Annotated in this window: 15 protein-coding genes, 1 pseudogene and 1 riboswitch; of the genes and pseudogenes, 4 read left to right on the plus strand and 12 right to left on the minus strand. The window is 74.3% G+C overall.

Features of this window, described 5'->3' with window-relative positions:
• Window positions 1-73: 73 nt before the first annotated feature.
• From ACFC02_RS26675 to ACFC02_RS26720, 10 genes and pseudogenes are all read right to left on the minus strand, one after another.
• Window positions 74-1,081 carry an ABC transporter substrate-binding protein gene (locus ACFC02_RS26675; protein ID WP_376362157.1) on the minus strand — a complete coding sequence of 336 codons (1,008 nt, stop codon included), beginning with the start codon at window positions 1,079-1,081 and terminating at the stop codon, window positions 74-76.
• Window positions 1,082-1,093: 12 nt separating this feature from the next.
• A complete protein-coding gene (locus ACFC02_RS26680) occupies window positions 1,094-1,861 on the minus strand; it encodes an ABC transporter ATP-binding protein (RefSeq protein WP_376362160.1) in 768 nt (255 codons plus the stop codon).
• Between the two features lies 1 nt (window position 1,862).
• Entirely contained in the window at window positions 1,863-2,918 is a 1,056-nt protein-coding gene (locus ACFC02_RS26685; protein WP_376362163.1) for a FecCD family ABC transporter permease, read from the minus strand.
• 124 nt (window positions 2,919-3,042) lie between these two features.
• A riboswitch (cobalamin riboswitch) is annotated at window positions 3,043-3,124 on the minus strand.
• Window positions 3,125-3,180: 56 nt separating this feature from the next.
• The gene (cobM, locus tag ACFC02_RS26690; protein ID WP_376362165.1) at window positions 3,181-3,930 is read right to left on the minus strand and encodes a precorrin-4 C(11)-methyltransferase; all 750 of its coding nucleotides are present in this window, start codon (window positions 3,928-3,930) and stop codon (window positions 3,181-3,183) included.
• Window positions 3,927-4,532: pseudogene (gene cbiT / locus ACFC02_RS26695) on the minus strand (precorrin-6Y C5,15-methyltransferase (decarboxylating) subunit CbiT); the annotation flags it as partial. The pseudogene cbiT and the gene cobM, both read right to left, overlap by 4 nt.
• A gap of 174 nt (window positions 4,533-4,706) precedes the next feature.
• Window positions 4,707-7,031, minus strand: a complete 2,325-nt coding sequence (locus ACFC02_RS26700) for a tetratricopeptide repeat protein (RefSeq protein WP_376362168.1) — start codon at window positions 7,029-7,031, stop codon at window positions 4,707-4,709.
• Window positions 7,032-7,136: 105 nt separating this feature from the next.
• Window positions 7,137-8,117, minus strand: a complete 981-nt coding sequence (locus ACFC02_RS26705; RefSeq protein ID WP_376362170.1) for a helix-turn-helix domain-containing protein — start codon at window positions 8,115-8,117, stop codon at window positions 7,137-7,139.
• A gap of 152 nt (window positions 8,118-8,269) precedes the next feature.
• Window positions 8,270-11,260: an AAA family ATPase gene (locus tag ACFC02_RS26710; RefSeq protein WP_376362173.1), complete on the minus strand. Its 2,991-nt coding sequence runs from the start codon at window positions 11,258-11,260 to the stop codon at window positions 8,270-8,272.
• Entirely contained in the window at window positions 11,250-12,248 is a 999-nt protein-coding gene (locus tag ACFC02_RS26715) for a helix-turn-helix domain-containing protein (protein WP_376362175.1), read from the minus strand. Before ACFC02_RS26715 ends, ACFC02_RS26710 begins: the two co-directional genes overlap by 11 nt.
• A gap of 362 nt (window positions 12,249-12,610) precedes the next feature.
• Window positions 12,611-14,938, minus strand: a complete 2,328-nt coding sequence (locus ACFC02_RS26720) for a tetratricopeptide repeat protein (protein ID WP_376362178.1) — start codon at window positions 14,936-14,938, stop codon at window positions 12,611-12,613.
• Window positions 14,939-15,277: 339 nt separating this feature from the next.
• Between ACFC02_RS26720 and ACFC02_RS26725 the strand changes: the two genes are divergently transcribed.
• The 3 genes from ACFC02_RS26725 to ACFC02_RS26735 all read left to right on the plus strand — a co-directional run bounded on the left by ACFC02_RS26725 (window position 15,278) and on the right by ACFC02_RS26735 (window position 17,226).
• Window positions 15,278-15,748 (plus strand): hypothetical protein, encoded by a 471-nt coding sequence (locus ACFC02_RS26725; RefSeq protein ID WP_376362181.1) that lies wholly within the window; start codon window positions 15,278-15,280, stop codon window positions 15,746-15,748.
• A gap of 14 nt (window positions 15,749-15,762) precedes the next feature.
• On the plus strand, window positions 15,763-16,419 hold the full coding sequence (locus tag ACFC02_RS26730) for a hypothetical protein (protein ID WP_376362184.1): 657 nt from the start codon (window positions 15,763-15,765) through the stop codon (window positions 16,417-16,419).
• Between the two features lie 66 nt (window positions 16,420-16,485).
• Window positions 16,486-17,226, plus strand: a complete 741-nt coding sequence (locus ACFC02_RS26735; RefSeq protein WP_376362187.1) for a class I SAM-dependent methyltransferase — start codon at window positions 16,486-16,488, stop codon at window positions 17,224-17,226.
• A gap of 273 nt (window positions 17,227-17,499) precedes the next feature.
• Here the strand turns inward: ACFC02_RS26735 and ACFC02_RS26740 are convergent, their stop codons facing one another.
• Window positions 17,500-18,567: a pirin family protein gene (locus tag ACFC02_RS26740; protein ID WP_376362189.1), complete on the minus strand. Its 1,068-nt coding sequence runs from the start codon at window positions 18,565-18,567 to the stop codon at window positions 17,500-17,502.
• A gap of 97 nt (window positions 18,568-18,664) precedes the next feature.
• On the opposite strand from ACFC02_RS26740, the gene ACFC02_RS26745 reads away from it, so the two are divergent.
• The gene (locus tag ACFC02_RS26745; protein WP_376362192.1) at window positions 18,665-19,189 is read left to right on the plus strand and encodes a carboxymuconolactone decarboxylase family protein; all 525 of its coding nucleotides are present in this window, start codon (window positions 18,665-18,667) and stop codon (window positions 19,187-19,189) included.
• 58 nt (window positions 19,190-19,247) lie between these two features.
• Here the strand turns inward: ACFC02_RS26745 and ACFC02_RS26750 are convergent, their stop codons facing one another.
• On the minus strand, window positions 19,248-19,853 hold the full coding sequence (locus tag ACFC02_RS26750; RefSeq protein ID WP_376362194.1) for a Dps family protein: 606 nt from the start codon (window positions 19,851-19,853) through the stop codon (window positions 19,248-19,250).
• Window positions 19,854-20,199 lie beyond the last annotated feature (346 nt).

Genomic DNA, 20,199 nt, shown 5'->3' on the forward strand with positions numbered 1-20,199 from the left:
TGGGGCGCCGCCCGGTGGTCCCGCGCCTGAGGCCGCCGGCCCCGTGGCGACGTGCCGCGACCGCCCCGCCGCCTCACCGTGTCCCCGCCACCGTCCGCAGATAGGTGCCGAGCCGGGCGATCGCCGACGGGTTGCGCGGGCTCTCGACCAGGTCGGCGTAGTCGAGGACGAAGATCCGCCGGTGCTTCACGGCGGACACGTCGCGCAGCGGGGCGTAGGAGAGCAGGAACTGCTTCTTCTGCTCGGCGCCGACGTCCCCGTAGTCGCAGACGACGATGACGTCCGGGTCGCGTTCGACGACGCTCTCCCAGCCGACGGTGGTCCACGAGTCCGCCACGTCGTCCATGACGTTGACGCCGCCCGCCTCGGTGATGATCTGCTGCGGCGCGGCGTAGCGGCCGGACGTGAAGGGCTGGTCCCGGCCGCTGTCGTACAGGAAGACCTTCGGACGTTCGGCGCCTTGGGGGGCCCGGGCGTGGACGTCGGCGACCTGCTTCCTGAAGTCGGCGATCAGCTTCGCCGCGCGCTGTTCGACGCCGAAGAGCCGGCCCAGGTTGGTGAGGTCGGCGTAGAGGGCGTCGAGCGGCGGCATGATGCCGCGGGAGGTCTTGTCGCGGCCGTTGCGGCAGGACTCGGTGAGGAGGTAGGAGGGGATGCCGAGCTTCTCGAGCGCGTCGGGGGTGAAGCCGCCCTCCTCGCTGAAGCCGTAGCCCCAGCCGGCCAGGACGAGATCGGCGCGGGCGTCGAGGACGTTCTCCTTGGTGAGCCGGTCCTTGGAGAGCCATCTCACCTTGTGGTAGGCGTCCTTCCACGGCACGCCGGTCACATCGCCCTTGTCGTCGGGCATGGCGTAGCCCGCCATGCGGTCCTCCAGGCCGAGGGCGAACATCAGCTCGGTGATGCCCACGTCGTTGGTGACGACGCGCTCGGGCACCTTGTCGTAGGTGACGGTGCGCCCGCAGTTGGTGAGGGTGATCGCCGTGTCGGACCGGGTGCCGCCGGAGGGTTCGACGTCGGCGCCGCAGGCGGTGAGGGTGAGCGCGGCGGCCAGGCAGAGGGCTGTGGCGTGCGGTGTGCGCATGCGGGCGTGTCCTTACGTGGTGGGCGGCAGGAGGTCGAACAGGAGCCGGAGCGCGCCGGTCTCCGGGTGGCGCACCCGGTGGGCGCGCACGTGGAACACCTCGGCGAGCAGCGCCGGGCGCAGGACGTCGTGCGGTGGCCCGGAGGCGACGATCCGGCCCCCGGAGATCACGTACAGCAGGTCGCAGTGGGCGGCGGCGAGGTTGAGGTCGTGCAGCGCGGCCAGCGCGGTCAGGCCGCTGTCGCGGACCAGGGAGAGCACGTCCAACTGGTGGGCGATGTCGAGGTGGTTGGTGGGTTCGTCCAGGACCAGCACCCGGGGCTGCTGGGCCAGGGCGCGGGCCATGAGGACCCGCTGCTTCTCGCCGCCGGACAGGGCCAGGAAGCCGCGGTCGGCGAGGTGGGCGACGCCGGTGCGGGCCATGGCCCGCCCGGTGATCTCCCGGTCGGCGGCGGCCGTGCGGTCCCGGTGCGGCAGCCGGCCCATGGCGACGACCTCGGCCACCGTGTAGTCGAACTCGGCCGACGACTCCTGCGGCAGGGCGGCCAGCACCCTGGCGGCGCCCCGCGCGTCCATGGCGTGCGCGTCGGCGCCGTCGAGCCGGACCGTCCCCGCGGCCGGCCGCAGCGCCCGGTACACGCAGCGCAACAGGGTCGACTTGCCGCTGCCGTTGGGGCCGACGAGCCCGACGAACGCGCCCGGCTCCACGGCGAGCCGGATCTCCTCGACCAGCCGGACCCCGGCCGCCTCGACCGTCACGTCCTCGATGTCGACGCGCATCTCAGCGGCCTCCGAACGCGTAGCCGCCGCGCCGCATCAGCAGCAGGAAGACGGGCACGCCGATCACGGCGGTGATCACTCCGACGGGCAGTTCGGCGGGCGCGAGGAGCAGCCGGGACAGTACGTCGGCCCAGACCAGCAGGACGGCCCCGGCCGGCGGTGCCACGGCCAGCACCCTGCGGTGGTCGGCGCCGACCACCATCCGTACGACGTGCGGCACCATGAGGCCGACGAATCCGATGGCGCCGCTGACGGCGACCACGGTCCCGGTGACGGCCGCGGTGACGACGAAGACCTCCCGGCGCAGCCGCGCGGGCGGCACGCCGAGCGCGGCTGCGGTCTCGTCGCCCATGGCCAGGGCGTTGAGCGCCTCGGCGCGCCACCGCAGCCACGTCCAGCCGGCCGCCACGACGCCTGCGGTGAGCGGTACTTGGGCCCAGGTCGCGCCGCCCAGGCTGCCCAGCAGCCACATCATCGCCGACCGGGCCGCCTCGCCGCGGGCCGCGCCGAACACCATGACCGTGGTGAGCGCCTCGAAGCCGTACGCCAGGGCGGTGCCGGTCAGGACGAGCCGCAGCGGGGACAGGCCGCGCGGCGAGCGGGCGACGGCGTAGACCAGGACCATGGCCGCCAGGCCCGAGGCGAACGCGGAGGCCGACAGCGCCCACACGCCGAGTCCCGCGAACGCACCGAGCAGGATGACGGCGTTGGCGCCGACCGCCGCGCCGGAGGAGATGCCCAGCACGAACGGGTCGGCGAGCGCGTTGCGCACCATGGCCTGGACGGCGACGCCGACCGTGGCGAGCCCGGCTCCGACGACGGCGCCGAGAACGGCCCGTGGCAGGCGGATCTCCCAGACGATGGTGTACGAGGCGGCGTCGCGGGCGGGCACGGTGGCGCCGGTGAGTCCTGCCCACAGGTGGCGGAGGACCTCCGGCCAGGTCACCGCGGCGGCGCCGAGGCCGGCCCCGCACACGAGCGAGACCAGGAGCAGCAGCCCCAGGCCGGCGGCGAGCGGCGGCACCGGTATCCGGCTGGGGGTCGTCCTTCGGCGCACGGGGGCCGTCCTTCGCCTGGGCCGCCTGCCGGACGGCAGCAGGAGATCAGCCCGCAGGACCCCTCGGGCCGCGCGGTCCCCTCTCGCAGTCCGCGGCGAGCAGTCAACGGGTCGCACCACCCACGGGCGATCGGGCTCACGCGACGGCCGTCGGGCCGGCGCGCACACCGTTGCGGGTCAGCGCCGGAATCTCACCGGACTTCCCCCGCGGGAGGCAAGGGGAGCCTAACAAACGGCGGGTGGGGCCCGCCGCCGGACCCGGTCAGCACACGTGCCGCTCCCGCTCGGGCGAGTACAGGTGGCTGTCGCCGAACTGCTCCGCGCCCAGCGTCCGGCCCACGACGATGACGGCCGTGCGCAGCACTCCGGCCGCCTTCACCTGCTGCGCGATGTCGTCGAGGGTGCCGCGCAGGACCAGTTCGTCGGGGCGCGAGGCGTAGGCGACGACCGCGGCGGGGCAGTCGGCGCCGTAGTGCGGGAGCAGTTCGCTCACGACGCGGTCGACGTACCGGGTGGCCAGGTGCAGCACGATGAGGGCGCCGCTGCGGCCCAGGGTGGCCAGGTCCTCGCCGGGCGGCATGGCGGTGGCGCGCTCGGCGATCCGGGTCAGGATGACCGTCTGGCCGACGGTCGGCACCGTCAGTTCCCGCTTCAGGGCGGCGGCAGCGGCGGCGAAGGCGGGCACCCCGGGGACGATCTCGTAGGGCACCCCCGCCGCGTCCAGGCGCCGCATCTGCTCGGCGACGGCGCTGAAGACGGACGGGTCGCCGGAGTGCAGCCGGGCCACGTCGTGGCCCTCCTCGTGGGCGCGTACGAGTTCGGCGGTGATCCGGTCGAGGTCGAGTTGCGCGGTGTCGACGAGGCGGGCGTCCGCCGGGCACGCGTCGAGCAGTTCACGCGGGACCAGGCTGCCCGCGTACAGGCAGACCCGGCAGGCGGCGAGCGTGCGGGCGCCGCGCACGGTGATGAGGTCCGCGGCGCCGGGGCCCGCGCCGATGAAGTACACGGTCATCTGTCTGCTCCTGGGGGTTCTTCGAGGGGCTTGCGCACGGCCCACTGGGTCACCGGCATCGCCTGCCGCCACCCGGTGAACCCGCCCACGGGCACGGCGTGCGCCACGGCGAGCCGCACCAGTTCACCGCCGTGGCGCCGGCGGGCGTCGGCGAGCAGTGCCTCGGACTCCAGCGTCACCGTGTTGGCGACCAGCCGTCCGCCGGCGGGCAGCGCCGTCCAGCAGGCGTCGAGGAGACCGGGGGCGGTGAGTCCGCCGCCGACGAACACGGCGTCCGGGCGCGGGAGTGCGGCCAGGGCGTCCGGTGCGGCGCCGGTGACGACGTCGAGGCCGGGCACCCCGAGCCGTTCGGCGTTGCGGGTGATGCGGGCGGCGCGCACCGGGTCGCGTTCGACGGTGACCGCCCGGCACGTGGGGTGCGTGCGCATCCATTCGATGGCGATCGAGCCCGATCCGCCGCCGACGTCCCACAGCAGTTCGCCCGGCAGGGGGGCGAGCGTTGCCAGGGTGGCGGCCCGCACGTGCCGTTTGGTGAGCTGCCCGTCGTGTTCGTACGCCTCGTCCGGCAGTCCCGGTACGGCGCCGAGGCGCACGGCGCCCGGGGTGGCGTCGCGGCCGGCGGCGGGGGTCGGTCGTCCTGGTCGGGCGGGCTTCACGTGCTCGGTACCTCGGGGTCGGCGGGCGGACGGGGCGCCTGTACGGGCGCTTGGGCGTGCGGGGGCGGGGCGCCGTGGGGCGTACTCGGGGGGACTCGGGACTGGGGACAGGGGCGCACTCTACTGGGCTGCGCCGGCCCCGCTCACAGGGGGCTGGGCGTCGAGGTTCCCCGCGCCGCCGCCCGCGGGGTTCCTCACCCCGTCGGCCGTCCCTTCGGCCGGCAGCGCCCGCGCCTTGGCCCGGATCCGGTCGGCGCGGGCCACGCGCAGCGCGTCGAACAGGTCGGCCGCGCGGGTCCAGTTCGCCCGCGCCTGTGCGGTGTCCCCCAGTTCCAGCTGGGCGGCGGCGAGGTGGTCGAGCACGTCGGCCACGTTGTAGTCGTCCAGGACCTCCTGGTAGATCCGCAACGCCGTGCGGTAGTGCGCGATCGCGGCGGTGACGTCGCCGGTGCGCTGCCAGGCGCAGCCCATGTGCCTCCAGGTCGCCGCCTCGTCGTGGCGGTTGCCGGTCTCGCGCAGCAGGGGGATCACCTCCTCGCAGGTGGCGACGGCTTCCTTCGGATCACCGCGGACGGAGAGGAAGTAGCCGACGATGGCGAGTGCCCGCGCGATCTCGTAGGGCTGCCCGAGGCTTTGGGCGAGCGCGAGGCTGTTGCGCGCGTGCCGCAGCCCCTCGGCGTGGCGTTCCTGGTGGTGGCGGATGCGGCTGGCGTGCCGCTCGGCCTGGAGCCGCTCCTGCGGGGGCAGCCGGTGCAGTTGGCCCAGGATCAGGTCGAGCAGCCCATCGGCCTCGTCGAGGTCGCCCGTCTCGACGAGCGCCCGCGACAGGTGCGCGGCGGTCCTGGCGACGGCGACGGGGTCGTCGAGGGCGAGGGCCGCGTCGAGTCCGGAGCGCGAGGCGGAGATCTCCTCGGCCCAGCGGCCGGCGACCGAGTTGTAGGCCACCCATTCCAGGGTGAGGTCGATGCGGTGGCGCAGCAGCCGCGGGTCGTGCAGGGTGCGCAGCGCTGCGGCGGCGGTGGACTCCTCCTGGCGGTACCACTGAAGGGCTTCCTCGCGGTCGCCGATCGCGACGCGTGCCACGCCGGGCGCCGGGGTGCCGGCCGGTTCCGAGGGGAAGCGCCAGACGAACCGGTTGGCGGCGTGCGCGTTGTGGCGCAGGTACTCCAGCAGCCGTGTCTCGGCCCCGAGCCGGTCGTCGTGCTCCTGTTCGAGGAGTTCGACGCCATAGGCCCGCACCAGGTCGTGCGCGACGTAGTGGCCGTCCGTGTCCCGGGTGAGGAGGCTGGCCGCGGTCAGTTCGCGCAGGTGCCGGCGGGCCGGTGCCGTCCCGACGCCCCCGAGCGAGGCGGCGGCCTCGGCGGAGACCGCTGGTCCGGGGTGGAGGGCGAGATGCCGGAAGAACCGTGCCGTGCCGGGGGTGAGCGCCCGGTAGGAGCGGGAGAAGACGGCGCGTACGCCGGTCCGCCCGTCGCCGGCCGACAGCGCGTCCAGCCGCGAACGTGCCCGGCCCAGCTCCCGTACGGCCGCCCGCAGCGGCGTCCCGGGAGCCGCGCTCAGCTGCGCCCCGACGACGGCGACCGCCAGCGGCAGGTACCCGCACAGCGCGACCAGTTCGGCGGCGGCCTCCGGCTCCGCCGTGCACCGTTCCCCACCGATCCGGGCCGCCAGCGCCGCGACGGCCTCCTCGCGGCTCCACACGTCCAGGCTGACCAGCGTGGCACCCTCCGTCGCCGCGAGTCCGGAGAGCCGGTTGCGGGAGGTGATGATCGTCAGACAGCCCGGGGCGGCCGGCAGCAGCGGCCTGACCTGCTCGGCGTCACGCGCGTTGTCCAGGACCACGAGCAGCCGCCGCGACGCGCTCCGCTCCCGGAACAGCGCGCTGCGCTCCCGCGCGCCGGCCGGGATGTCGCCGCCGGGCACCTCCAGCGCCCGCAGGAACCCGCCGAGCGCCTCCCCGGGTTCCAGGGGCCGCGCATCGGCCTCGAACCCGCGCAGGTTCACATACAGCCGTCCGTCCGGGAAACGGTCCGCCACCTGGTGCGCCCAGTGCACCGCCAGCGCGGTCTTGCCGACTCCGGCCATCCCGCCGATCGCGCAGATGACGACGTGCCCGCCCCGCCCGGCCACCCGCGCGGTGAGCCCGTGGACGGCCGCCAGCGCCTCTCCTCGGCCGCGGAAGTCCGCGACGTCCGGCGGCAGTTGCTCCGGGACCGGCCGGGTGCGCCGGGCCGCCGCGCGCACCAGACGCCGCCACTCGTCCTCCTGCGGCCCCAGGGCGTCCAGCAGCTCGCCCAGAGTGGCCTGACGCGGCAGGCTCCGTCCGCGCTCCATGTCACTGATCGCCCGGACACTCACTCCCGAGGCCTCGGCGAGGCCCTCCAGGGTGAGCAGTGATCGCTGCCGCGCCTCGCGCAGCAGCCGGCCGAACGTCCCCTGGTCCATCCCCACCTCCGGCGACCGCGCCCGGCACCCCTGTCACGGCCGGACGTCCCCGCTTCGGAACGGCATGAACCTAGCAGTTTTGGATCGATCGCCCCGGATGCCGTCTCACCTGGTGGGCCGGGGGCCGGCGGGCTGCGGGGCGGAGTCGCGCCACTGGCTGGGCGAGCAGCCGAGGACGGACTTGAAGACGCGGCTGAAGTGCGCCGCGTTGCGAAATCCCCAGCCGCGGGCCACCGCGGAGATGGTCCGGCCCTCGTGTCCGCGACGCAGCAGTTCGCGGGCGCACTCCTCGATCCGCCGCCGCTGGATGAGCCGGTGCACCGTCGTGTCCTCACCCTCGAACAGCACGTGCAGGTAGCGCGGCGAGATGCCGTGGGCCCGGGCGACGAGCGCCGGGGAGAGTTTCGGGTCGCGCAGGTGGGCGTCGATGTGGGCGCGGATGTCGTCGACGGTCCGCGCGCGCCCGGTGACCGATGCGGCGCCGTCGCGCCTGCGTGCCTGCTCGTCGACGAGGGTGGCCAGGAGGTCCGCGACGCTGCCCGCGAGACGGTCCCTGACGTGGCCCGCGAACGCCGCGGCACCGGAGGCGACGTCCGCGGCGAAGGGCCGCAGCAGCGCCGCGACGCCCTCGGTCGCGGGGATGGCGCGGCCCGTGGCGTGCCGGGCGCGTGCCGCGGAGGGGCCCAGGGCGCGCCCGGGAAGCCGCAGCGCGTACAGGTGGAACGGCGTGTGCTGGTCGAGGCAGAAGGGCCGGCGCAGGTCCAGCAGGGCGAGTTGGCCGGCGCCGACGACCGCCGTGCGCCCGTCCTGCCGTACGGCGGCGGTGCCCTCCTCCTGGAGGAGCAGGACCAGCCGGTCGTCCTGGGCGGCCGGAACGGGCCGGGCGGTGCGGCTCAGCCGCAGCGGCGCGGCGCGCATCGACAGCAGCCGCAGGCAGCCCGCGTCGCCGGTGGTGACGGTGGCGCGGAAGTCCGTGGTCCCGGGGCCGGGCGTGACCTCGACGGGGTCCAGTTGCCGCCGTACGCGCTCCCAGTGCCCCCCGCGGTCCGTCCGCGGCATCGATGCTGTGCTGACCTCGTCGTGCAAGGCGACCGCCTCCTCCCGGCCCGGTCCCGGCGGCGGGACGGACACGTGTGCATGTGCGTGTCTCCAGCCTGGGCGGGGGCGTCGAGGAGGTGTTAGGTCATTCGACCTGCGGGCGCGCAGGGGGGCACGGCTGGTCGCCGGACCTGGTGCGTTCACCTGTCCGCGCCCGTCGTCTGCAGGGCCCGGGCGAGGGCGGCGCGCGAGGGGATCCCGAGTTTGGGGAAGACCTTCGCCAGGTGGCCGCCGACGGTCCGCGGGGACAGGCTCAGGCGGACCCCGATCTCCTTGTTCGTCAGCCCGTCCGCCGCGAGCCGGGCGATCCGCAGTTCCTGCGCCGTCAGCGAGGCCGGGCCCTCGGTCCGGGTGCGGGCGGCCCGCAGTTCGCGTTCGGCCCGCTCGGCCCAGGGACCGGCGCCCAGCGCGCGGAAGGTCTCCAGTGCCCGCTCCAGCGCCTCCCCCGCGCGCGGACGCCTGCGATCGCGCAGCCACGTGCCGTGCGCCAGCCGCAACCGGGCCAGTTCGAACGTCCACTGCTCGGCACCCGGTACGGCGTAGGCGGCCTCGTACAGCGTGTCGGCGTCCTCGTCGGCGGCGGCGAGGGCCCGGGCCGCGGCCAGCAGGAACGCGTGGTGCGGGGAGATCTCCCCCATGCGTGCCGCACCGCCCGCCGCCACGTGCGCCCGCGCCTGTGCCGTCCGTCCCGTGCGCAGGGCCGCGTCCACGAAGTCGAAGAACGGCAGGTGGAACCAGGGCAGCGTGGCCGGCAGCACGCCGGGCGGGGTCAGCCCGGCCAGCGCCGAGTACGCCTCCTCGTCCCGGCCGTGCGCGAGGGCGGCCAGGGCGCGCAGGTGCGTGAGGTGGTCCTCCACGAACGTCATACGGGCCCGGGCGGCCAGGGGCCGGATGGCGCGCTCCACCGCGAGCAGGCCCTCCTCGTCCCCGCGCCCGGCCAGGTAGTGGGCGTAGTAGTGGCGGAAGAGGAGGGCGTTGCAGTGGTACCCGAGGGCGTCGGCCGCCTCGGCCTCGCGCAGGCACACCCCGGCCCGGTCCCAGTCGCCGCGCAGATAGTCCTGGTGGGCGCCGGCCTTGGCGATGCTGCCCTGGGTGGCGTAGGCGTGCTGGCCCAGGAACCGGTGCCGCAGGGACGCGTCGGCCATGTCGACGGCGGTGGCGGCCCACAGCAGCAGCCACGCGGCTCCGGCCTGCTGCTCCTGGCTCATGGTGCGGGCCGTGGTCCTCAGTTCGGCGCCCGTGCCGTGGGCGGTGCGGGCGGGGTCGGACCAGGCCCGGCGGCACAGGTCGGCCAGCGGCGAGACCCGTTGCCGGTGGGCGCGCAGCGCGTCCCGGCCGCGTGCGTCGCCGGTGTAGACGGTCGCCAGCAGCAGTTTGAAGTAGACCTGTTCGGCGAGGTCGTCGAACGGTCCGCTGCCGGCCCCCGTCCGCGACAGGGCGTCGAGGGCCTGCGGAAGCAGGGTGAACGACGACGCGAAGTCGACGTGGTGGCTCTGGTCGACGTAGACGACGGCGTAGGCGTGCAGCGGGGCGGTGTCGGCGGGGACCGGGGCGTGGCGCAGCTCCTCGACGAGCCGGGCGGCGTACGGCAGCCGCCCGCCGCGTGCCGCCATCGCCGCCGCCCAGGTCAGGCGGCGGGCGCGGGCCTGGGCGTCGGTGCTCAGGACGGCGGCGCGGTGCAGCAGGAGGGCGCCTTCGGCGTCGCCGCCGCGCAGCGTCAGGCGGCGGCCGGCCTCCTGGAGGCGCGCGGCCAGTTCGTCGTCGGGCAGCAGGGTCGCGTCGGCCTCGTGCCCCAGCCGGCGGGGGTCGTCGTACGGCAGCGCGGCGGCGAGCGCGCGGTGCGCGGCCCGCCGCTCGGGGCCGGAGGCACGTGCGACGACGGCGCCGCGCACGAGCGGGTGCCGGAAGGTGAACCGGCCGTCCGGCTCCAGGCGTGCCAGTCCGCTCGCCTCGATCTCGTCGAACACCTCGTCGGCGCGGTCCGGGGCAAGCCCGGCGGGCCAGGCCGGTACCGCCCCCGTCGCCGCCGTGCCGCCGAGAGCGGCGTGCAGCAGCACGCGGGCGGCCTCGCCGGACAACCGGTCCAGCCGGGGTGCGAACAGCCGCTCCAGCCGGCCGCCGAGGGGGAACCCCGTCGGCAGGGGCATGACGCCACGGGCCTGGTCGGGGTGGAGGTGGACGGGCAGTTCGACCAGTGCCAGCGGGTTGCCCGCCGCCTCCCGCAGGATGCGGTCGGCCGTGGTGACCGCAAGGTGCGGGTGGCGGGCGCGCAGCAGCGTACGGGCGTCCTCGCCGTCCAGCGCGCTCAGGTTCACCACCGTGCCGGGCCGGCCCTCGGCGGCCGGTCCCTCGGGGCGGCCCGCGCTGACGAAGGCCAGCGGTATCTCGCCGGTCCTGCGCTGGAGGAAGGCGAAGACGGCCGCGCTGGAGGAGTCCACCCATTGCAGGTCGTCCACGAGGACCAGCACCGGGCGCATGCGCGCCTCCCCCGCGAGCAGGGCCAGCACCGCGGCGCCCACCAGGAAGCCGCCCCGCACCGGTTCGGCGCCCTCGCCGAGGGCGAAGGCCAGCGCCCGGCGCTGTGGTTCCGGCAGGGCGCGCATACGGTCCGTCAGGGGCCAGAGCAGCTGGTGCAGCGCGCCGAAGGTCACGCCGGCCTCGGCCTCGGAGCCCACCGCGCGCAACACGGTGAACCCGAGGGCCCGTGCCTCGGCGTGGGCCCAGTCCAGCAGGGCGCTCTTGCCGATCCCGGCCTCGCCCTGAAGGAGGGTCCCGGTGCCGCCGCTGCCCGACCGGGCCTCCCGCAGCACCCGGCGCAACAGCTCCTGTTCCGGTCCGCGACCGGCGAGCGCGGGGCCGCGCCGGACGGCGGGCGGCGCAGCGACGAGCTCGGGTCGCGCGGGGGCGGGTTCGGTACGTGGGGGGACGGGGTCGGTACGCGGGGGCCGGGGCTCGGCATGTGGGGTGCCGGGCCCGGTACGCGCGGCGCGGGTCTCTGGGTGGGTGATGCTGGGCTCTGGGTGGGTGATGCTGGGCTCCGTGTGGGTGGTGCTGGGCCGGAGACGGGTGGCGCTGGGCTCGGTACGGATGGTGCGGGACTCGGTTCGCGCGGGGGCGGGTTCAGGCCGCACGGGAGGGGCTCCGGTCGTCGCGCGAGCCCCGTGCGGGCGTGCCCGGAGCGCCGAGCCGGCGCCATTCGCTGGGCGTGTGGCCGTACATCCCGCGGAAGACCCGGCTGAAGTGGGCGGGGTTCACGAAGCCCCAGCGGTGCGCGACCGCCGCGACGGCGGGCGCGGCCCGGCCGCCCCGGGCCAGTTCGCGGGCGCACTCCTGCAACCGGCGGCGCTGGATGAGGCGCGCGACGGTGATGCCCTCGTCCTCGAACAGCCGGTGCAGGTACCGCACGGAGATGTGGTGGGCGGCGGCCACGGTCTCCGGTGCCAGACCGGGGTCCTCCAGGTGGCGGTCGATGTGGTCGCGGATGCGCAGCACCAGCTCTCCGCGTCCGGTCCCGGCACCGCCGGAGGGGCTGCGTTCGGCGACGAGGGTGGCGAAGAGGTCCATGACGGTGGCGGCGAGCCTCGCCCCGACGGCCGGTCCGTAGGAGTGGGCCGATCCGAGCAGCCTGGCCAGGAAGGGGCCGAGGACGGCGCCGATCCCGTCGGTGGCCGCGACGGTCGCCACCATGATTCCGCGCAGCTCCCTGTCGGACACGTCCAGTCCCCGGCGGGGCAGGTGGAGGAGGTGGCAGGCGAAGCGTTCGGGGAAGTCCAGGGTGTACGGCCGTGCCGTGTCGTAGACCAGGAGGTCCCCCGCGCCCGCGACGGCGTGCCGGCCGTCCTGGAGCAGCGTCGCCGTACCCGCCGTCAGGACGAGGACCGCCACGGCCGCCTCGTCGCGCGCCGGGTGGTGTGCCGCCGTACCGCTCATGCGCTGGGCGTCGGCCGCCAGGGAGCAGACGCGCAGATGGCCGAGGCGGCCACCGGTGATCCGGCCGCTGAGAGGGCCGGCGCCGCGGGGTGTCACGGCCATCGGGACGAGGGCCACGCCCAGTGCGGCCCGCCAGCGGTCGAGTCTGTCCCGGTCGGGTACCGCGTCCGTCGACAGCGCGAGCTCCACCTGGTTCTCCTCCGTACTCCGCTTCTCTCCGACAGGAGAAATCAACCAGTCCGCCTGGCCTCTGACCAGGCACTCTCCAGGCAGAAAACGCGATGACGGGCAGGGAGGGGGGACGGGGGCGGGACAGGGACCGTGGAAAGACAGGCACAGGCACCGGTACGGGTACGGGTACGGGTACGGGCACAGCAGGCACAGGTCCAGGTACGGGTACGGGTACGGGACGAACCGAAACAGCAGCGGCACCGGCACCGGCCCGCGAAGGAGCACACATGTGCGCGCAGGGAACAGCACCGTGCGCGCAGAGGCAGCAACGGTCGCCGGCGCGCGCGTATCGTCAGGGGCAAGGCGTCCGCCACGAGCGGTCACGGGCGGCGTGCCGGTCGGTCCGGGGCCCGGCCGGCGAGGCGTGAGCGGGCCACGGCGACCCGCTGGGGGTCGGCGCCCGCGCCGAGCGCGACGCACCGCGCGAAGGCCTCGCGCGCCTCGGCGGTCCGGCCTGCCGCGAGGAGGGCGTCGCCGAGCGTGATGAGGTAGCGGCTCTCCAACGCGGTGTTGCCGTCCGCGTGGCACAGTTCGACCGAGGTCCGCAGGTGTTCCACCGCTTGGTCCGGGCGCCCCAGATGGCCGTAGCTGATTCCGAGCCCGGCGAGTGCGCTGACGCGTGCGAAGGCGGCGATGTGCGGTTCGACGCGGTCACCGGCCTCGTCCAGCCGCTCCAGGACCTGCCCGCTGGCCTCGATCGCCTCCTCGTGGTGCTCGGTCGCCCGCAGCGCCAGCGCGCGGCCGAGCAGGGCCTGGAGCATGCCGTGCAGGTCCCCGGCGGCGTCGAAGAGGGCGACGGCCCGGGCGTTGTGCCCGGCGACCCGGTCGTTCTCGCCCAGCAGGCGGTAGGCCCAGCCGGCGTACTGGTGCGCCCACGCCTGCTGCGCGGGATCACCGGCCCGCCGGGCCGCGTCGAGCGCGCGGGCGGAGTACTGGAGGCTCTCCCCCGGCCTGCCTTCGCACAGCAGGACGGCCCAGGCGTAGTAGTTGAGCTGGGTCGCTTCGATCAGGGGGTCACCGAGCGCTTCGGCGGAGCGCACGGCGGTGCCGTAGACCTCCGGCCAGTGCCCCCAGAAGATCCACTGGTCGGAGAACCAGTGCAGGGACTCGGCCACCTCGACGACGGTGGCGTGGTCGCCGTTGGCCGCCGCCGCGTGCAGGGCCGCGAGCCAGTTGGCGGCCTCGGCCTGGAGCCACTCGCGGGCCTTGTCGGCGCTGGACAGGTCCGCCGTGCCCCGCCAGGTGGGGGGCGGGGCTCCGTGGTCGGGTTCGTACCACCGGCCGGCGACGACGGCCGTCTCCAGCAGCCAGCGGAACATCGACCGGCGGGCCCGCTCGACGTCCTCGGGGCCCTCCTCGGCGGTGAGGCGGCTGCGACCGTACAGGCACAGCAGGTCGTGGAGCCGGTAGCGGTGCCCGGTGATGCCGAGGAGGCCCGCCTCGACCAGTTCCTCCAGGGTGTCCTCGGTGTCGTAGAGGTCCTGACCGGTGAGCCGGGCGGCGCACGCGGCGCCGACGTCCGGGCCGGGGACCAGGGACAGGCGCCGGAACAGCCGGGCGGCGGTGGGGGTGAGCTGTCGGTACGACAGGTCGAAGGCGCCCGCCACCCGGATGTCCCCCGCGGACAGCGCGTCCAGCCGCCGCTCCTCGCGCGCCAGCCGGTCCGCGAGCCGGCGCACGCTCCAACCGGTGCGCGTCGCCAGCCAGTTGCCCGCCACGCGCAGGGCCAGCGGCAGGTGTTCGCAGAGCCTGGCGACCTCCGTGAGGGCGTCCGGTTCTGCGCTCGCACGGTCGCCGCCGACGAGCGCGGTCAGGAAGGCGGCCGACTCGGCGGGATCGAGCGTCCCGAGCGGCAGCCGGTGCACGTCGTCCAGGCCGGTGAGCATACGGCGGCTGGTCACCAGGACCAGCGTCCCGCCCGAGCCCGGCAGCAGCGGGCGTACCTGCGCCTCGTCGCGGGCGTTGTCGAGGACGAGCAGGCAGCGGCGCTCGGCGAGGACCTGCCGGTAGACGGCGGGGTGCGCCTGGGGGCCCGCCTTAGCCAGGTCCCGGTCGGGCACCCCGAGCGCCTTGAGCACCTGCACCATCAGCTCGGAGGGGGCGGGCGGGGTCTCGTCGGTCCCCCGCAGGTCCACCATGAGCTGGCCGTCCGGGAACCGGTCGGCCAGCCGGCGGGCGGCGCGGAGGACGAGGGTCGTCTTGCCCGTGCCGGGCGCTCCGTGCACGGCGACGACGACGGGCTGGGCGTTCGAGGCGCCGGCCGGCCCGTCGGCGTCGCCGTCCGGGACACCGCCGTCCCCGGGACCGGGCGGACCGGCGAGCACCTCCAGGCGTGCCAGCTCGTCCGCGCGGCCGACGAAGTCGTCGATGCCGCGCGGGAAGGAGCGGACGCCGACGGGGCTGTAGCCGGGGGCACGTCCGGCGCGGGCGGCGGCGAGCAGCCGTTCCCGCTCGGTGTCGTCGAGACCGAGGCCGTCCGCGAGCGCGGCCACCGTCCGCCGTTGCGGCGCGGCCCGTCGTCCGCGTTCCAGGTCCCCGATGCCGCGCACGCTGACGCCGGACGCCTCCGCCAGCGCTTCGATGGTCAACGACTTCGTCTGGCGCAGCTGCCGCAGCAAGGCCCCGAACGCCGCCTCATGTGCGGACACGCCCGCCCCTTTCGCCCTAGATGTTGAACATTCTAGTATATGGCCGCAGGGCAGGGTCGATCACATGATGGCGGGAGGACGCACCTCTCCCCGTGCCGGCCCGCTGCCGACCGCCCGCCGGTCCTTCGCCGGCCGTCCGCCGGTCCTTCGCCGGCCGTCCACCGGTCCTTCGCCGACCGCCCGCCGGTCCTGTGCGGTCGGCGCGCGTGGCAGGCGGTCGTCGAGACGGCCCGGGCCTCATCCACTGGGCGGCGCCAGGGGGCGCAGGACGACGTGATAGGGGTGAATACCTGGAAATCGACTGCTTTGGAGACGAGTTGTCTGGCAGAGTCGGCGGCCATGAGGAAGATCGCGCATGCATCGCTCGTCGCCCTCTCGGTCGGCGTGCTGGCCGTGACCCAGACGGGAGCCGCCCAGGCCGCCGCTCCGCACTGGAACAAGACGGTCAAGTGCCACCAGAAGGACTGGGACGGGCGTAACGTCCCCACCCGCACGGGCAACAGCGAACTCGGCTGGGCCCACTTCTCCGGCAGGCACAACATCCGCACCTGCCGCATCGTGAACGCCCCCTTGAACGGCAAGCCGGACAAGACCGACGGCAGGGGCGGCCTGGAGTACTGGGGTTACGCCTTCGACGGCAGGCACGCCCAGGTGAAGATCATCGTCAAGGCGCAGGTGACCCGACGTACGCAGGACAAGCGGTACGACGCGGGGAAAGGCCAGATGATCGGCGTCATCACCGCCTTCTGCAAGGGCATGACGAAGTGCCCCGACTGGATGAACCAGTCCGCCGCCAGGTTCACGCGCTGACAGGGAGACACCGGATGACGCCGTGGGAAGTGGCCGTCGCTCAGGCCGACGTGACCGGCCACATGATCCTCTACACGCAGGCGCCGATCGTGGAGAGGATCCGCGTCCGCGGTGTCCTCCCGGCCCCCGGTCGGTCGCCCGCCGTCCGGATCGCGGTCGGGGGGCGCGAGGCCGACGTCCGCGATCTCCTCGCCGTCTACGAGATTCCGCTCGCTCGAGCAGACGACGAGGAGGAAGAACTCCTCAGCCCCTGGGAGGCGGTCGGCCGCGTACGGCACGCGACGGGCCGTGTGCGTTTCGCGTCGAGCGACCGGAGGGAGACCGTGTTCGGGGCTCCGTTGATCGCACTCGCGCAGGACGTGCCGCACGAGGAGACCACGGAGGACCGGGCGCACGCGCTGCTGGCCACGCTGAACTCCCCGGCTCCGGGGGACGAGGAGCGGGAGCGGGCGGAGTCACTGCTGGTCGGCTTCCTGTACCTGGACGAGGGGCGGATGCGGCTGTACGTCCGAAACCAGGACGAACCCGACGTGGTGGCCTGCGACGTGCGCCTCACGGAGGCGGGGCCGGCGGTGATCGCGGAGGTGTTCCCCCGGTCCCGGGAGCGCGAGTTGTTCGAAGACCCGAAGGGCGATCCGCACTGCGCGGCCGTGGTGGACCTCGTCCACTGAACGGCGGGGCCGGCCGGTTCCCTCATCGTATTGACCGCCCCCGGCCGGGGATGCTGGAGTCGGCACGTGGACAGCATCCCCGCCAACCGGCGGCTCTGGAACCAGATCAGCAGCGCCTACCAGCAGGAGCACGACCCGCGAATCGGCGCCACACCCCGACTGTGGGGCATGTACTCCATCCCCGACGCGCACCTGCACGCCCTGGGCGACGTCACCGGCAAGCGCGTCCTCGAACTCGGCTGCGGCGCCGGCCAGTGGTCCAGGGCGCTCGCCGCCGAGGGCGCCACCGTGGTCGGGCTCGACCTGTCCGAAGCCCAACTCGCCGCAGCGGCCCGCGCGATGGGGACGGCCCGCTACCCGCTGGTGCAAGGCGCCGCCGAACGACTCCCCTTCGCCGCCGACAGCTTCGACCTGGTGTTCTGCGACTTCGGCGGGCTCAGCTGGGCACCCCCGCACCTGGCGGTCCCGCAGGCCGCACGCGTCCTGGGCCGAGGCGGGCGCCTGGTGTTCAACGTCGCCAGCCCATGGTTCGAAGCTTGCTACGACGAAGCCGCCGGCCGCGTGACCACGACACTGCAACAGGACTACTTCGGGCTGGACACCATCGCCGAAGGCGACGGCGCGACCAGCTATCAGCTCACCTACGGCGACTGGGTCAGGGTCCTGCGCGGCGCGGGTCTTGTCATCGACGACCTCATCGAGCCGCGGCCCGACCTCGGAACATCCAACGGCTACAACGAGACCGACCCGCCCGACTGGGCACACCGCTGGCCGGCGGAACTGCTCTGGGTGACCCACAAACCGTGAGTTCAGCCGCGCCGGGACGTGAAGGCATCTCCTGCCTGGACAGAACACCCACCCAGAGCGGAGAAGACACCGCGCCACCACACACCTGATCCGCCGTCTGGAAAGTCAGCAAACGGTCAGCACGGTACGGCCGAAGCTGCCCGCGGATGCCCGCACCCCGGCAGCCGCGGGCAGCTTCAGAGACACGTGTGCGGCTGGTGCCGAACGCAGGCGCCGCGGGGTCCCCAGAGCCGCGGTTGCGGCTTCTTGGCAGACGGCCCATGTTCTCGCAGGTCAGCGCCTGGTTCCTCGCGGTTTCAAGGGGGCGTTCGGCAGCTCTGGCGCGGGCAGCGGAGCGCCGTCGTAGCCCTGCACCTCGCCGAAACGGGTGCCCTTCATCCAGTCCTCGCGAGCCTGCACGATCTCGCCGTACGACCGGCCGATGAAGTTCCACCACATGATGATCTCTTCGCCGAACGGCGGTCCGCCCAGCAGTACCAGCCTTGCCGTTTCGCGCGCCCGGTTCGTCAGGGTGAGGGTGGAACGGTCCGGTGCCGCGTAGCCGAGGTCGGCCGGCTTCAGGGTGGTGCCGTCGAGGTCGACGTCACCCGTGTCGACGAGCACACCGTGCTCGAAGCCGGGGTCGATGTCGAGGGTGACGGTGGCCCCGGGGCTCACGGACAGCTCCGCCCCCAGCAGCGGCGTGAAGGTGCGCACCGGGGAGGTGTCGCCGGCGAGTGATCCGAGGAAGACGCGGGCCTCGCCACCGTCCAGCGGCACGGCGGTGGGGACGTAGTGCTGGAAGTCCCGTTCCGTGTCGCGGTGTCGTGCGGGCAGGGCGACCCAGAGCTGCACGCCGTGCAGGATCGTGGTGGCGGGGGTGGACACCTCGGAGTGGCTGATGCCGTGGCCGCTCGTCATGAGGTTCAGCTCGCCGGGCCGGACGAACTCGTGGGTGCCGAGGCTGTCGCGGTGCTCGATCTCGCCGCTGAAGAGCCAGCTGACCGTCTGGAGGCCGATGTGGGGGTGAGGGGCGACGTCCATGCCGCCGCTCGCCGCCACGTCGTCGGGGCCGTAGTGGTCGGCGAAGCACCACGCGCCGATCAGGGTCCGGGCCCGCTGGGGCAGCGTGCGCCGCACACGCATGGCGCGGGGGCCGCCCAGCGGGACGTCCCGCGGGCCGAGGATCTCGATGGCCGCCGGCGCCGGGCCCTCGGCGGCGACGGCGCCGTCCGCGTCCGCTCCGCCGTGCGCAACGGCACGCTCGCCGCCCCCCGAACCGGCGCCGGCTCCCGCCTCGGCGTGGGCTTCCGCCTCGGCGCCACAGGTGAGCGCGGCGGGCCGGGTCTCAGTGTTGCTCACCGGTCGGCTCCTTCCCGTACAAAGAAAGTTCGATTTTCAACATTCACGCGATGATGATAGGACGTACCCCAGGACATCGCGAGACGAAGGAGATCACGTGGCCGAGACGGCACCGACGACCACCCGGGCACGGGTCTTCGTCGACAAGCAGAGCCCGAGCGCCTACCGTGCGCTGTCCGCGACGGCCGAAACGGTCCGCACGGTCGCGGCCGACGCCGGGCTCGACCGCCGGCTCGTCGAACTGGTCAACATACGTGTCTCGCAGCTCAACACCTGCGCCTTCTGCCTCGACCTGCACACCAGGGCCGCCCTGCGCGCCGGCGAGACGACGCAGCGCCTGGGCGTACTGCCCGCCTGGCGCGACACGCGGCTCTTCAGCCCGCGCGAGCGCGCCGCCCTCGCCCTGGCGGAGGCCACCACGCACCCGGCGGACGCCGACGCGCAGGACACCGCCTACGCCCTCGCCCGTTCCGAGCTGTCGGACGACGAGATCTCCGCCGTGGTCTGGGTGGCCATCACCATCAACGCCTTCAACCGCGTCTCCGTCATGAGCAAGCACCCGGTACGCGAGGGGGCCGGCGCCGCCGCCGGCTCGTCCGGCTCCGCTGCGCGTCCGGTCTGACGGCGCTCCGCCGGGTGTGGCCCGGGGCGGCCCGGGGCCGGGCCGCCCCCTGCGTGTGTCAGGCACGGACCAACGGTGTGTCGACCAGGTGCTCGGCCAGGAACCACGTCTGCAGCTCGCCGGTGCGGATCACCTGGGAGACCAGCACGTCGTTCGTGCCGTCGTCGCCCTGCTCCGCGACCCGGGCCGCCGCGTCATGGGCGTCGGTCAGGATCGTCTCGTGCGCCTCCAGCAGACGGGACAGCATGGCGGGCACCTCCTCCACGCCGTCCGGCGGGCGCGGCACCGACGTGATCTCGGCGACATGACGCGGGTCCCCCACCGCCACGCCGCCCAATGTCTGGACGCGCTCGGCGAGCGTGTCGACGAGGGCGAGTTGCTGCGCGGCATGCTGGTCCAGCACCAGGTGCAGCTGGTAGAAGGTGGCTCCCCGCATCAGCCAGTGGTGCTTCTTGTAGAGGCCGTAGAGGATCTGCGTGTCCGCGAGCACCTGGTTGAGCCGCTGGCAGGAGTACATACGTGCCTCGAAGGAGAGCGCCAGCGGGAACTGCTTGACGGTGCCGAACTCCTGGATCACGCGGCCCTTCTGGTGCAGCCGGGGCTGGCTGCCGGCGTGCGAGCTCGCCGGCGAGTCCTCGTGCGGGTGCGAGGTGTCAGTGGTCATGGTCCGTCTCCTGCGGTTCGTGCGAAGAAGTGTGCACCGGTGACGCTAGACGCCCTGGTCAGGGGCGCCTTGCCCCAGAGCGCACGGCCGCGTGCCCGTCAGCGCAGACGCCCACCGCCGGCCCTTCGTGGCGCTGGTTCGTATTCCGTAGTGCGTGGTCCGTAGCTCGTAGTCCGTAGTGCGTGGTCGGCAGTGCATGGTCCGTAGCTCGTAGTCCGTAGCGCGTGGTCGGTGGTGCGTGGTCCGTAGCGCGTGGTCGGTGGTGCGTGGTCCGTAGTGCGTGGTGCGTCGCTTGTGGTACGTGTTCCAGCCGGACCACATGCCGAACGGCCGCGCGGACGAGGGA

It is taken from the genome of Streptomyces sp. NPDC056160, from assembly GCF_042268205.1.
Classification (GTDB): domain Bacteria; phylum Actinomycetota; class Actinomycetes; order Streptomycetales; family Streptomycetaceae; genus Streptomyces.